Below are 13,831 nucleotides of genomic sequence, written 5' to 3' on the forward strand. Positions count from 1 at the left end.
TCCATCTCGTAGAAGATACTTCCGTCCTTTTTGCAGAGCACGATGTCCAGATAGTCTGGCATATCAGGTATAGTTCCAGGTTCTGACATTTGTGGTCGAAACTCCCCAAACTCTTCCTTCACATACTCGAATAGTCCCCGAGTATATTTTTCGATATCCACCCCTACATATCGAGTATAGGTGTATTTGATAATACATAAAGACATTTTATTTGCCATTTTATTCTTTCTTTTTGGTTATACCTTTTATAATATAGTAATATGAAGGGAAAATTTCAAAAAAACGAGGGTGTGTCATAAGTCTGAATAATAGTTGGTGCATAACAGTTGACCACCGCATGCACAACAGGTGTTGTGCATGCGCATATCAGCTGTTATGCAAGCGCACAACAGCTGTTGTGCGACCGAAGATACTAACTATCTCAACAACATATCCTATCTTTTCCAACAACATATCCTATCTTTTCCAACAACAAGAATAGGGTGAATCATAAACTTATGACACACCCTCGCTTGATTATTTAAATGATGTCATCCATTAGAATTTGGTAAGTTGTTCCACCTTGTCGAATTTGATGGTTGTTCCATCTATGATGACCTTTACTTTGTTTTCAGCCTTTGTTCCCATGTCATAACATGAATATTTGTACCAGGAATTACCGAGAGGCTTAATGCTGATGATACCATGTTTTTTACTAGGTCCTTCTAGCGCACTACTTTGGAACAGCCAAGTGGCATAACCTTCTTCAACTAATTCAGAACTGCTCAGATACTCGAGAAGAAACTGCCCCCATGAGATAGGGGAGGAAGATAGATGAAAACGTTGAAAAATCGCCTAATCCCAAAATTCACTATGTTTTTTGGATTGTAATCCCCAAAATAGGTATAAATTTAGGGATTAGGGTGATTTTCCTTATTTTGCCTAGAACCATCTCTTCTTCATTTTCTTCAAGAAATCCTTGGTGATAGGGAAGCTGAAGGCATCACCTATTACGGAGTCGGTATGGCAGAAGGGACATTCGGCTGTAGGCGGCTCATTAGGGAGGTAATCTGTGATTTCGGATGGCGGGTTGTTGAGTGATTGTACTTTTAAAAAACACCCCCATCTGAAAGTGTATCAGATGAGGGTTGTTTTTGAATTTTAAAGTTACCTTTTTATCTATTTCTTGGTACTGTATCGACTACAACATCGCTAGGAATCTCTGTAGGAATGTCTTCAGATGGTTCTTTGTAATTTGGATCTGGCTCATCTTGTGGAGAACCATCATCGTCAGTGATATCTGCTGCATTGAACTTTCCTTCCTTCTTGGCTTTCAGAAACTCCTCGTATTCCTGACCATTATAGTCAATCTTTTTGAGTAAACTCTCTTTGACTGTATCCTGATCTTTGACGATAATATTAGTATTACAACTTATATCTTTATTATATGCATAGTTGTATAGCTCAGGTATGTCATCTGAAAAAATAGTACTTTCTCCAGAGGCCAAATCTACTCCTTGATGTACTTTCTTTGCTTTTATAACACCAGTTGAAGATTGCATGATAGTGATTTCAACTGAGTAATCTGAACCCTTTACCATTTCTGATCCTGTATTTCGGATAGGTTGATCGATTTGGCAATGAAGTCCAGTGGCATCACGTCTCCAACCATAGCTTCCTGTTTCTTTAATAAGTGAGAGCGACATGTTGTTGGAGTACTTATTGATAAGATAGCTTATAAAGTCGCTACTTTCAAGCATCAGTTTGCCAAGTTCCAAGTCGGGCATCTTCTTGATTGGTACTCCAGTTTTCAGAGCAAGTTCGTTACTTACAGAGTCGAGTTTGAGGACAGAGAATGTATTGATAATCTTAAAAGTCTTGTTGTCTGTTGGCTTGAAAATTATCTTTGACATTCTTGTGTTCTTGATGCTGACTATATAGCTGCTGTCCTTCTCATTCTTCTGAATGTCGAGATCACCTTTCTCGATGCTATCAGGCAATGATAAGTCACCATACAACTTTGCTGCTGGATAAATGTCATATGCTGTCGCTTTGTCACCGTCTTTGACGGCTGCGATAAACTGGTTGGTCAGATCTTCGACCGTACTCTTGTTAGAGTCGCATGATGACAGTCCTAGGACTGCCATCAATGCTATAGTTATGATACTTTTTGCTTTCATAGAAAAATGTATTATCTCCATCCTGTAACTTTTCTGTTTCTCACATAAATCTTATTGTAATCAAGTTTCACTCCAAGTTCTCTAAATAGTTGGAAAATTCCACTTGGCTCATACAAACTGTAAACTCCTGCATTGTTACGGAATGTTCCCTTGAAAGAGAACAACTGAACAGCAGTTCCATCGGTTTGAATTTCTTTGTATTCCGTAAGGATACCTGCTGGCATTCCTACATATATCTTACCTTGTTTGATATAATTGTAAGCTTTTTCTCCATATTTCTTGATTAATGCAGTCTTTTGTGCTTGTAATATTTTTGTTAGTGTATCATTATATTTCTTGATAGCTTCCGCTTTCTTTTGTCCCTTGGCTTTAATGGCTTCATCTGGGGTATCATATCCATAATATGTAGGCTTGAAAACACCTGTGTTGAAGTCGAGGTTTATACCAGCAACCAATTCGTATTGTAAGTGGTCTTTATACTGATATAATCTGTTGTCTCTTGCAGGACGCTCAAAAACTGAACAGTCTGGTCTCATATTGGCATAGATTTCTGTTCCTTTTTCTTTGAAGTAACCAAACATACATTTTCCTGAAGGGTCGTAAAGGAATGCTTGCTTGTTATTATTATAGAAATCATTGACAAATTCTGGCATTCTTGAAGTTAGCGAGGCCAAGTTATCATAATTGTCAATATCAGCTTCCGGTATGTTGAGAATGGCTACTCTGCCATCGGAAAAAAGAATGACATCATGTAAGCATCCTCGATAGATGGTTTCTTCGTCATCCTGACAATCTTCGTCTTGATAATAAAACTTTTTCGGAGCTGGAAGTTGTTTGATGATTTCATACCATTCTTTCGGGTCTCTGCCACTTTGGCAAAGAAGATATCCGATACAAGTAGCAATCTTGTCGTTCTTGCCTAGAAAGTATTGGAATGCTTCTTTGATGGTTTTGCGCGATCCAGGACCATTCAGGTAGGGGGTTAACTCTTTCTTTATTTGTGGGACAAACTGCTCAGGATGTGATAGGGATATCATCCTTTAAAATCAGTTAAAAAGTGGGCGCTCCTTTATAAAATTTGTGGGAAAGTTGCAGGATTCCCTCATAAAATGTGTATATTTGCAGCGTTATTCCCTCATAAAATGTGGACGGAAGAGTAATTATTCCCTCATAAAATGTGATAGATAGGTAGAATATTCCCTCATAAAATGTGATTTTAAGATACGGATTATGGAAAGATTAGCTATCAATGAACTTCTGAAATGGAAGAATAAACAATATCGGAAACCTCTTATTATTGAGGGTGCCAGACAGGTGGGAAAGACTTGGCTGGTGAAGGAGTTTGCCCGCCAGAATTACAAGCAGCTGGCGTATGTGAACTTTGAAGAGATGAAGATCCTGCAGAATCTCTTTGAACAGGACTTCAGTATTCCTAGAATTCTTACAGCTATTGGGGCTGCAACGAATGTAACCTGTACAGAGGGCGAAACGCTGATATTCCTGGATGAGATTCAGGCTGCTCCTCATGCTGTTACTTCCCTGAAATATTTTGCAGAGAATGCACCGGGTTATCATGTCATAGCGGCTGGTTCTCTTCTGGGTATCGAACTGCATCAGGGGGAGTCTTTTCCTGTGGGTAAGGTGGAATTTCTCTCTCTCTATCCAATGAACTTTATCGAGTTCGTGATGGCTATGGGGGAGAAGAATCTGGCGCAGCTGCTACTGACGAAGGATTGGAATATGATAACGATGTTTGCTCCCAAGTTTCAGGAACTCTTGAAGTATTATTACTACGTGGGAGGCATGCCTGAAGCCGTATTGAGCTTTAGCCAGAATCGTGACTGGAAAGAGGTGAGAACCATACAGAAGGATATTCTGAGCTGTTATCAGAGAGATATGTCGAAGCATGCTCCATCAGAGGTTATTCCCCGTATTACTGATTTGTGGAAATCCTTGCCAGCCCAGTTGAGTAAAGAGAACCGGAAGTTTATCTATGGAGTGGTGCGCGAGGGGGCAAGAGCCCGGGAGTATGAGTTGGCCTTGCAGTGGCTGTTGGATGCCGGACTGATATATAAGGTATATAATGTGAAAGCTCCCCGACTGCCACTTGCCAGTTATGAAGACCGGGCAGCCTTCAAGATTTTCGTCCTGGATGTCGGGCTTCTAGGTGCGATGTCTAATCTCAAGGCAGCGACAATAGTGGCTGGCAACAGTATTTTTACCGAGTTTAAAGGGGCGTTGACGGAACAGTATGTTTTGCAGCAGCTCGTTCTCAGGTATGAACCGTATTATTATGCCAAGACCAACAGTACTCAGGAGATTGATTTTCTGCTCCAGGATGAGGAGGATGAGATTGTTCCGCTGGAGGTGAAAGCCGAGACGAATGTCAAGGCAAAGAGCCTGCGCCAGTTTGTTGCAGACAACCGGTCAAAGAAGGCCTATCGCATCTCCATGAATGATTATCAGCAAGAAGATTGGGTTACGAATGTACCGCTCTATGCGGTAAATGGTCTCGAATTTTAGCAATAGCACCGCCCTAACTATATAAAAATAGGTAGTTAGGGCGGTGCTATCGCACTTTTTAATGTCCGTTTTCAAAACTGATACTGCCCCCATGAGATAGGGGGAAGGTCGGTTTAAGAATTTGTGAAAGTCAATCGTAATCCATCGGCTATCTCCCCCCAGTGTCAGGCAATCACCCATTCCAGAGTATTCACCTCGTCTTTGACAGAGAAGTTCAAGCCCACCTTTACAATTTCCTTATTCTTCAAGGCAAAGACTTGGGCATAATGCTTGGCATTGATTTGGTCTAATGCCTCTTGCGCACTCTTATTGAATTTCAGTTCCATCACATAGATGGTGTCGGCAGTCTCCATCGTGATGTCGATTCTCCCTTTAGCCGTGTGCTGCTCCACAATAATATTGTAGTCAGTAAGCAAGGCAAAGATGATATAAAACATCTGCTGGTAATGTCCCTCGTAATCCGTATTGGCACAATAAGGCACCGTCGCCAAGAAGTCTGCCAAGAGTTGTAACGCCCCTTCCATATCCTTGTCTTCCAGATAGGTGGAAATATCAGCTATCACAACCCTACCCGTATCTATTCCCGATCCAAGGTAGCCCGGCAACAAACTGTCGAACAGTCCCACCTCAATTTCCTTGTTAGGAAAGTCGAGCGTATAAACATCTATCTTCTTTTCGTAGTCCTTGATGGTGAGATAGCCACTCTGATACAGCAGAGGAGTGAGCGAAGTCATTCTTTCCGTTGCAGCGTCAAAGGAGGAAGCCTTAGCCCTCACTCGCCCCAACTGCGATGGCAACACATGAAACTCCCTCATTTTTTCAATCAGATAAGTAGGCGTACCGGATCCAAACCAATAAGCCTTCAGCTTGCCATCAGCAAAGCAATTGAGCAAGCTGTAAGGATTGAAGACATCAGGCGATGGCCAAGTGAAGTGATAACCATCATAATGGTCTTTGAGTTCCTGGATAGTCTCCTCCCTGCTCAGTTCCAGATGCTCGGCAAGAGCATCGATGTCATCACTCATCTGGATCAACAGTTCCTCCTTGGTGATGCCACAGATGCCGGCATAAGGCTCGTCCATGCTCACATTCTTGATGTTGTTCAGCTCGCTGAAGATGCTGAGCTGCGAAAACTTCGTGATGCCCGTCATAAAGACAAATCGAAGCATAGACTCGTTTCCCTTCAGAGGACTATAGAAGTTGCGCATTGTGTTACGGAGCTCATCGAGTTTTTCCTTCTCATGCGCCACATCCAGCAGCGGAGCATCATATTCATCAATGAGCACCACCACCTGCTTGCCAGTCTTTTGGAAAACCACTTCTATCAAGTCATTGAACCGATTATTGTTTCCGTTACGGTGATTTTCTATACCATACTTTTGTTCATAATCTTCCAAAAGGTAGCCCAGATGCTCTTCTAGCTGCGCCTTCTCCATATGCTTACCCTTGCTCAAGTCGAAGTGCAGAACCGGATAAGTATTCCACTCCTTCTCCAGCTTCTCGATGGCAAGCCCCTCAAAGAGTTCCTTCTTTCCTTCGAAATAACTTTGGAAGGTGGAAACCAGCAGCGACTTGCCGAAACGGCGTGGGCGACTCAAGAAGAAATACTTTCCATCGGTATGTGTCATACGATAGATGTATTCCGTCTTGTCGATATAGAGGTTGTCCAACTTGCGGATTTCCTCAAATGTCTGAATTCCTATAGGATATAATTTTCTTGCCATTGCGTCATCGAATTAATTCATTTGCAAAGCTACAACAAAAAAATGATACCACCAAACTTTTATGAGGGAAAAGTTCTATTCTTTTCGTGGTGAAGGCTTGCGGACAATAGGTGTTCACCCTACATATCGAGTATAGGTGTATTTGATAATACATAAAGACATTTTATTTGACATTTTATTCTTTCTTTTTGGTTATACCTTTACTGAACTTTCGCATATCAGGAAGTTAAAGGAGTTAAGGAAGTTAAGGAGTTAAGACGTATGTCTTGCTGTTTAAAAACTACGACAAAAAGACTATTGTCTTAACTCCTCAGCGACCGTAGGGAGCGATAACTCCTTTAACTTCATTAACTTCTGAACTTGCGAAACTTGAATACCTTTATAATTATGAAGGGAAAATTTCAAAAAAAAGCGCCAATATTTTGAAAAAAGTATTGGCGCTTGATTATTGAATTCGCATGAATGAACTTTTCGGATAAAGAGTCAAATTTTCGATAGAAAACAAACTTTTTCTTAGTTTTCTATCGAAAAATTAGCTTTTTCTTAGTCTTTTAATGTAGCCAAAGGTATAACCTTTACTCCATCTTCTCTGGTATAAGCCATTTCGCCTCCTGTCATGACAATCAGCAGGTCTGGCTCTCTGAGTGGCATCTGATGCTCTGTCTTGTTCTTCTCACGAATCAGATCCCGTAGTTGCAGGAGATGCTTGGCACCATCTTCTATCTCCCGACTACCCAACTTGCATTCTATCAAGGCATAGCGGCCATCTGCAAGATGAAGCACTATGTCTGCATCCAGGTCATAGCGGTCGTGATAGTAAGAGACTCTACCTCCCAAGGCTTGCGAATATACCTTCAGGTCGCGAATGCACATACACTCAAATATGAAACCAAAGGTTCGAAGGTCTAATTCCAGACTTCTTGGTGACATACCCAAAGCAGCAACAGCTATGGACGGATCTACAAAGCAACGCTTGGCTCCCGAACGGATTGCAGCGGCTGAGCGGATTGCCGGACACCATGCTTCCACATCTTCTATGACAAACAATCGTTGCAGGGCAGAAACATAATCGTCAAATGTTGGCATCGACGTTTTCTCCATTTCTACCGTGATGTCTGCCAACATCTTGGATTTCTTGACGAGGGTGCAGATGTTCCGGGCATAAGAACGCATGATGAGTCGAGCCAAAGCTGGCTGTCTTCTTACGCCATCTACCCTCGATATATCTTCATCGCAAATCACATTTACATAATCCTTTGCTATCAGTAATTGTGCCTCCTGCGAAGTGACGTCCAGTGATGCTGGCCAACCGCCTCGGCAAGCAGCGAAAATCAGTTTCTCCACGGTCATGTCTGACTGCAATCCGTCAATATCGTAAGCTGGGTCATCAAACAATAAACGTAAAGATATGGAGCCTGTTGATTCCTTTGACTCATAAAGGCTCATAGGATACATGGGCATCTTGGAGATGCGGCCAGTACCCGTATGCATGATTTCTCCGTTTTTGTCTTCGACGACTGTAGAACCGGTTAAGATAAACTGACCTTTCTGGTTTCGCTCATCTACGGTATTCCGAACAGCATCCCATAAAACTGGTGCTACCTGCCACTCGTCTATCAGTCGTGGTGTTTCGCCTTTGAGCAGCAAGGATGGTTTGGTGCGTGCCGTCGCCAGATATCCTTCACGCTTATCTGGATCTTGCATCTTGATTACGCTCTTTGACTGCTGCATGGCCGTAGTGGTTTTTCCGCACCATTTTGGTCCAACAATCTGTACTGCTCCAAAGGCTTCCAGACGAAGTCGGAGCATTCTGTCTACTATTCTATCTAAATACTTCATATTCAATATGTTTTTGTTTGCAAAGATAGTAATAAATAGCGGAATCTACAAATAATTTTGTATTTTTGTGGTATTTTATTTTGTGTTTTTGCGGTATTTATTTTGTGTTTTTGCGGTACTTGATTCTGATACCTTACTATATATAGGGGCATCTTTGTTTCTTTGGTAGAGATGAAGGTGTCCCTATCATTTTAAATAATTTTTCAGAATCTTTACATAAGAGGTAACTACTCATGCCCATAGGGGTGCTGAGTAGTTACGCGGTAGTATTAATTATTTAATAAAGATTAATAGTTGAATAAATGATATAACTGCTTTTTTCGATTTTCTGAAGTATTGTCTTGGAAATGAGGAGAAATATGCATTTCTTCTGGAGACTTAAACACGGAGATAATCTTTCGGAATCTTCTTTTCTTGAAGTCCTATTTGGGCTGGAGTTTGGTCACGCAGATTTCGCTGATGACTCAGATTTTCTTCTTTACTGTTTATTAGTCCCACAGATTTCACGGATTTACACAGATTTCTTTTGATTTTCTTGGTGGTTTCGGGAAAAAAGCGTACTTTTGTGGCAGAAGTTAAACGTTTTAATAATTGGAGGATAGATTATGGCATTAGCAATTAGTGGTATCCCAATGCTGACAGGTGATGAGGCTTTAGCTTTCAGAGAAAAAGCTGAAGAAACATTGAAGAAGCGTGGTAGCATAGATTTCTCAAAGCAACGTGCTGAGATGAAGGCTATTCTGGCAAAAGCAAAATTTTAAAGTTAGTATTTTGGGATTTTTAGCAGACAAAACGATGTCGTTATTTGGTAGTTGATGCCTATAATGAAGATGTGCCTGTGGCTTTTTATAAGAAGAATGGTTTTGATTTTATGTTCTGCACAGAAGAGCAGGAAAAATCATATTTTCTTGGTGGTGATGAAAAAAGTCGTACTTTTGGAAAGTTATATAAATAATATCAGAGAAACACAAAGGGATTAGATTTTAAATTTTAATTATATACGATAAGATGGGCTGAGCTTTGAATAAAAGCTCGGCTCATCTTGTCGGCTATTGTCTTCTCATATAATTTCTTTTGATGAAGAAAATCAAGCTTTATGACTACCAGCAGAAGATGCTGGAGGATATCATCAACGTGCTGACCATTATGATAGATTTTGCTTTCATCAGAAAATATCCGATTGTGAATTACAAAGGATACTCCTCGAAAGCGTAGAGTACAGTGCTTAAATAACGCTCGCCAGTATCTGGCAAGAGGGCTACAATCTTCTTGCCCTTGTTCTCAGGACGCTTCGCAATCTCGGTGGCTGCAAAGGCGGCGGCACCTGATGAGATTCCTACCAAGAGGCCCTCGGTCTGAGCCAAATCACGACCAGCCTTGATGGCATCATCGTTCTGAATATCCAATACCTCATCGATATATTCTGAAGAGTAAGTCTCTGGAACGAAGCCGGCACCGATGCCCTGAATCTTGTGAGGACCGCTCTGTCCGCCGTTCAATACAGGCGATGTGGCAGGTTCTACGGCAATCACCTTCACGTTTGGATTCTGCTCCTTCAGGTACTTGGCGATACCCGAAATGGTTCCACCTGTTCCTACACCGGCTACGAAGATATCAATCTTGCCATCGGTATCAGCCCAGATTTCAGGACCGGTTGTGGCATAGTGCTTGGCAGGATTGGATGGGTTGGTAAACTGTCCCAGAATCACAGAGCCTGGGATGGAATCACGGAGCTCCTCGGCAGCCTTGATGGCGCCAGGCATTCCGTCCTTACCGCTGGTCAATCTCACTTCTGCGCCGTAAGCCTTCACCAGGTTTCTGCGCTCCACACTCATGGTTTCTGGCATGGTGAGGATGAGGTGATAGCCCTTTACGGCTGATACCAGAGCCAAACCTACACCCGTATTACCGCTGGTTGGTTCGATGATGGTGGCACCTGGTTTCAGGATGCCCTTCTGCTCAGCGTCTTCAATCATTGCAAGTGCGATACGATCCTTTACGCTTCCGCCAGGATTGAAGAATTCTACCTTAGCAATCACAGGGGTCTCCAAACCCTTGGATGCTGAATACTTACCCAATTCTACCAATGGGGTCTTACCGATTAAATCAGTAATCTGCTTATATATCTTTGCCATAACTGTACTCTAATTTAAATCATTAATACTTTTACTTTACGTAGGTAAATGCCTCATCGAGTGCCTCAATCAGGTCGTCGATGTTCTCGATACCGATGCTCAATCGAACGGTAGAAGGATAGATGTGCTGCTCCTCCAACTCCTCTGGGCTCAACTGAGAGTGAGTGGTTGTTGCTGGGTGGATAACCAGTGACTTCACGTCGGCTACGTTAGCCAGCAAAGAGAAGATGCGCAGGTGGTCGATGAACTCCCATGCCTCTTTCTCGCCGCCCTTGATATCGAAGGTGAAGATTGAACCACCGCCGTTAGGGAAGAGCTTCTTGTAAAGCTCGTGGTCTGGATGAGAAGGAACGGCTGGGTGATTAACCTTAGCCACCTTAGGATTATTCTCCAGATACTCTACCACCTTCAATGCATTCTGAACGTGACGCTCTACACGGAGGCTCAATGTCTCCAAGCCCTGAAGAAGAATCCAGGCGTTGAATGGAGAGATGGTTGCACCGGTATCACGAAGGATGACCGCACGGATTCGGGTTACGAAGGCTGCTGCTCCGGCAACATCTGCGAATACGGCACCATGATAAGATGGGTCTGGCTTAGCGAGAGTAGGGAACTTGTCGGCATTTGCCTTCCAGTCGAACTTACCGCCATCTACGATGACACCACCGAGAGATGAACCGTGACCACCGATGAACTTGGTTGCTGAGTGAACCACGATATCTGCTCCGTGCTCGATAGGGCGGATGAGGTATGGGGTGCCGAAGGTGTTATCGATAATCAAAGGTATGTTGTGGCGATGAGCAATCTCTGCCAACTTATCGATATCGGTTACATCAGAGTTAGGATTTCCAAAGGTCTCTGCATAGAGTGCCTTGGTATTGTCCAGGATGGCAGCCTCTACCTGCTCGAAGTTGCGAGGATCCACGATGGTGTAGCTTACACCCTGTGTGGATAATGTATGTGTGATGAGGTTATAAGTACCACCGTAGATGTTGTCGGCAGCTACGATGTGGTCGCCATTCTGAAGGATGTTCTGCAGAGCGTAGGTAACGGCGGCAGCACCAGAAGCGACAGCCAAACCTGCTACACCACCCTCGAGGGCAGCTACACGGTCTTCGAATACACCCTGAGTAGAGTTGGTCAAGCGACCATAGATATTACCAGCGTCACGGAGTCCGAAGCGATCGGCAGCGTGCTGAGAGTTGCGGAACACGTAACTTGTGGTCTGGTAGATAGGCACCGCACGAGCATCGGTAGCTGGATCTGGATTTTCCTGACCTACATGCAACTGAAGTGTCTCAAAGCGAAGTTTCTTTTCTGTACTCATAATCTATGTCCTTTCTTTAATTTTACGTTAATATTCAATCTATTCATTTATATAAATCTGTCGCCCAGAAATCAGATTGATGTTCTCTCTCTGAAAGACATTCTGATGTCCTTCTGAAAGTCATCATGCTGTTTGTTCTGATTGACGCTGCAAAGGTACGGCGATTTTTTGGATTCTGAAATAGCATATGAGTAGTATTCCTGCTACCACGTTTGTGGTATTCGGGCATTTTTTTCGATTTTTTGAGAGAAATTACAGTCTAAATCCTAAGCCGATGGTCATCGGGTAGCACTCGGGAGCTTTGGTCTTGTTGAGCAGCGGGGTTACTCCGGCACGGGCGTAGAGCATCACTCCTGAGTAGCCGGCACGGGCCTCGAGGTTCAAGCCGATAGGGTTGAGGTTGATATAGCCCGTTTCGGTATGCTTGTGCTTGCCTATGAAGTAGCGGGAATGCTCGTGCCAGCGGTATTCTACCGATGGACCTAACGCCAGGAATGCATCATGGCATCCTATGCGCTTCTGCCACTCCAGCATGACAGGCAGGCGGAGCACATTGTAGCTGATATAGCTTTTCTTCAGCGTCTCGCTTTCTATCGGAGTCATTGCCGATACCCCGTTTTGGGTGCTTAATACATAATTGTCCTTGAAATGGTGGTGTACCTGTCCGATGGAGAGAGAGGAGGTAAGTGCCATTTCGTTGGAAAGGCGGAAGCAGAGACTGGTGAGGGTGATGCCCCATTCCCACGACTTGGAGTCGCGACTGTGCATCTCGTTGTTGCCTCCCATGCTTCCCCTGCTGCCTGGCAACTGGCTGCAGCCGAAGAAGAAGGTTGGATAATGACTCTCCAGACTGCGCTTGCGCTTTCTCAAGGTCTGAGGGATGAAAGGCGAGGTGACAAATACCTTTTCTACTTCCTGACCATCTACGAATTGGGTTTCGGAAATCTTGGTCATCTCGTTGCCGTTCATCTTATATATCTTCACAGAAGTCTGTTCACCATCCTGCTTGATGACGATGTTCTGGTCGTTCACTCTGATTGTGGTGTCGTTAGCCTCTACCGAGGCTGGTGCACAGTTGCTGTTGGTTTCAGCAAGGGCGAAGGCTGGCATCATGGCAGCCATCATCATTACGTTTTTGATATTCATAATACTATATTTTATGTTGTTTCTTATTCTTATTGAGAGGATTCCTGTAGGAAGATGTTGCTTCTATCTTCTGGAATAGCAGAGTTGCATGATATCTTCGGGCGACAGGTCGCCTTCGATATAAATCACGGTTCCCTTGCTTTCATTCGGATTACTGAAGAGGATAAAGCGGTTGTTGCCATTGCTCAAGGGCGCCATCATGTAATAGCCGCTCACCATCTTGCCATTCTCCACCACCTCTCTGATCTTTTTCGCAGCCTTGCGGTCGGACTTCAGATAGTGGGCTATTTCCGTGGAGTGGTTCTTATATACCAGGCTCTTGTATATCTTGAGCTTGTAACCTTTGAGTTGCGTATTCTGCATCGTAACCATCTTGCATCCCTTGGCGTGCCCGAATCGTTGGAATATACTTTTTACGTACAGCCCCTCCTGGGCATTAGCCGAAATCGAGGCTACCACGATAAGAAGCAGTCCGATGAAGAAGCGTTTTATCAAGTTGCATCGTTTCATATTCTATACCTTATTATATATATTATACTTTATAGTTTGATTGATTCATCTAAAAGATGAATTTATTGATTCATCATATCCAGGGCACTGAATGGATCTTCGGAATCTGCCGAAACATCTTCCAGGGCATCCAGGGCTTCGTTATGAACGAACTCCTGGTCGGTATAAACCTTTCCATCGATAACCGCATAACATTCAGGCTGAGGCTGGGCTATCTTCTGGATGCCCACAATCAGGAATGCGATGGTAGCGGCTGCTGCCACAGAAGTGCCGAAATATTTGAGCCATCTGCTGCGAGAAGCTTCCTTTTGGGGGATTTCTTCCTTCTCGATATCTTTCTTTTCGAAATCCTCCTCCTTCTCTTCTTCTCCTTTTAGAATTTGAGAAAGATTCATCTGTTCGAATCCGATCACTAGTGTCCACTAAAAACGATTAACAATCGTTGTAAGTGGTTGATATACGACAAAA

General features: G+C 43.3%; 13 protein-coding genes and 1 pseudogene. 4 read left to right on the forward strand and 10 right to left on the reverse strand.

Going from position 1 to position 13,831, the window contains the following annotated elements:
- From ACTQ16_RS12965 to ACTQ16_RS12975, 3 genes and pseudogenes are all read right to left on the reverse strand, one after another.
- Positions 1-218, reverse strand: a pseudogene (locus ACTQ16_RS12965) (hypothetical protein); the annotation flags it as partial.
- Positions 219-1,154: 936 nt separating this feature from the next.
- Positions 1,155-2,159 carry a hypothetical protein gene (locus ACTQ16_RS12970; protein ID WP_441937769.1) on the reverse strand — a complete coding sequence of 335 codons (1,005 nt, stop codon included), beginning with the start codon at positions 2,157-2,159 and terminating at the stop codon, positions 1,155-1,157.
- 11 nt (positions 2,160-2,170) lie between these two features.
- The gene (locus tag ACTQ16_RS12975) at positions 2,171-3,196 is read right to left on the reverse strand and encodes a hypothetical protein (RefSeq protein ID WP_441937770.1); all 1,026 of its coding nucleotides are present in this window, start codon (positions 3,194-3,196) and stop codon (positions 2,171-2,173) included.
- A gap of 193 nt (positions 3,197-3,389) precedes the next feature.
- Here ACTQ16_RS12975 and ACTQ16_RS12980 point away from each other — a divergent pair, with 193 nt between their 5' ends.
- The gene (locus ACTQ16_RS12980) at positions 3,390-4,682 is read left to right on the forward strand and encodes an ATP-binding protein (RefSeq protein ID WP_441937772.1); all 1,293 of its coding nucleotides are present in this window, start codon (positions 3,390-3,392) and stop codon (positions 4,680-4,682) included.
- 164 nt (positions 4,683-4,846) lie between these two features.
- Here ACTQ16_RS12980 and ACTQ16_RS12985 read toward each other — a convergent pair whose 3' ends face one another.
- Entirely contained in the window at positions 4,847-6,406 is a 1,560-nt protein-coding gene (locus tag ACTQ16_RS12985) for an ATP-binding protein (RefSeq protein ID WP_441937774.1), read from the reverse strand.
- A gap of 543 nt (positions 6,407-6,949) precedes the next feature.
- Complete coding sequence (locus ACTQ16_RS12990) at positions 6,950-8,245, reverse strand: ATP-binding protein (RefSeq protein ID WP_441937775.1); 1,296 nt, start codon at positions 8,243-8,245, stop codon at positions 6,950-6,952.
- Positions 8,246-8,850: 605 nt separating this feature from the next.
- Between ACTQ16_RS12990 and ACTQ16_RS12995 the strand changes: the two genes are divergently transcribed.
- The 3 genes from ACTQ16_RS12995 (at position 8,851) to ACTQ16_RS13005 (ending at position 9,460) form a co-directional block, all read left to right on the forward strand.
- Positions 8,851-9,006, forward strand: coding sequence for a hypothetical protein (locus ACTQ16_RS12995; RefSeq protein ID WP_006848196.1), 156 nt, complete (start codon positions 8,851-8,853; stop codon positions 9,004-9,006).
- A 44-nt stretch (positions 9,007-9,050) separates the two neighbouring features.
- The gene (locus ACTQ16_RS13000) at positions 9,051-9,200 is read left to right on the forward strand and encodes a hypothetical protein (RefSeq protein ID WP_441937776.1); all 150 of its coding nucleotides are present in this window, start codon (positions 9,051-9,053) and stop codon (positions 9,198-9,200) included.
- Positions 9,201-9,322: 122 nt separating this feature from the next.
- Positions 9,323-9,460 carry a hypothetical protein gene (locus ACTQ16_RS13005; protein ID WP_441937777.1) on the forward strand — a complete coding sequence of 46 codons (138 nt, stop codon included), beginning with the start codon at positions 9,323-9,325 and terminating at the stop codon, positions 9,458-9,460.
- Here the strand turns inward: ACTQ16_RS13005 and cysK are convergent.
- From cysK to ACTQ16_RS13030, 5 genes are all read right to left on the reverse strand, one after another.
- The gene (gene cysK / locus ACTQ16_RS13010) at positions 9,433-10,380 is read right to left on the reverse strand and encodes a cysteine synthase A (RefSeq protein ID WP_441937779.1); all 948 of its coding nucleotides are present in this window, start codon (positions 10,378-10,380) and stop codon (positions 9,433-9,435) included. The genes ACTQ16_RS13005 and cysK overlap by 28 nt on opposite strands.
- 31 nt (positions 10,381-10,411) lie before the next feature.
- Positions 10,412-11,707, reverse strand: coding sequence for an O-acetylhomoserine aminocarboxypropyltransferase/cysteine synthase family protein (locus ACTQ16_RS13015; protein WP_441203048.1), 1,296 nt, complete (start codon positions 11,705-11,707; stop codon positions 10,412-10,414).
- A gap of 252 nt (positions 11,708-11,959) precedes the next feature.
- Complete coding sequence (locus tag ACTQ16_RS13020) at positions 11,960-12,853, reverse strand: hypothetical protein (RefSeq protein WP_441937781.1); 894 nt, start codon at positions 12,851-12,853, stop codon at positions 11,960-11,962.
- A gap of 63 nt (positions 12,854-12,916) precedes the next feature.
- Positions 12,917-13,363 carry a DUF6108 family protein gene (locus ACTQ16_RS13025; protein ID WP_295023335.1) on the reverse strand — a complete coding sequence of 149 codons (447 nt, stop codon included), beginning with the start codon at positions 13,361-13,363 and terminating at the stop codon, positions 12,917-12,919.
- Positions 13,364-13,425: 62 nt separating this feature from the next.
- On the reverse strand, positions 13,426-13,758 hold the full coding sequence (locus tag ACTQ16_RS13030; protein ID WP_441937783.1) for a hypothetical protein: 333 nt from the start codon (positions 13,756-13,758) through the stop codon (positions 13,426-13,428).
- Positions 13,759-13,831 lie beyond the last annotated feature (73 nt).

The sequence above is a fragment of the Prevotella sp. LCP21S3_D2 genome (assembly GCF_052118345.1).
Lineage (GTDB): Bacteria > Bacteroidota > Bacteroidia > Bacteroidales > Bacteroidaceae > Prevotella.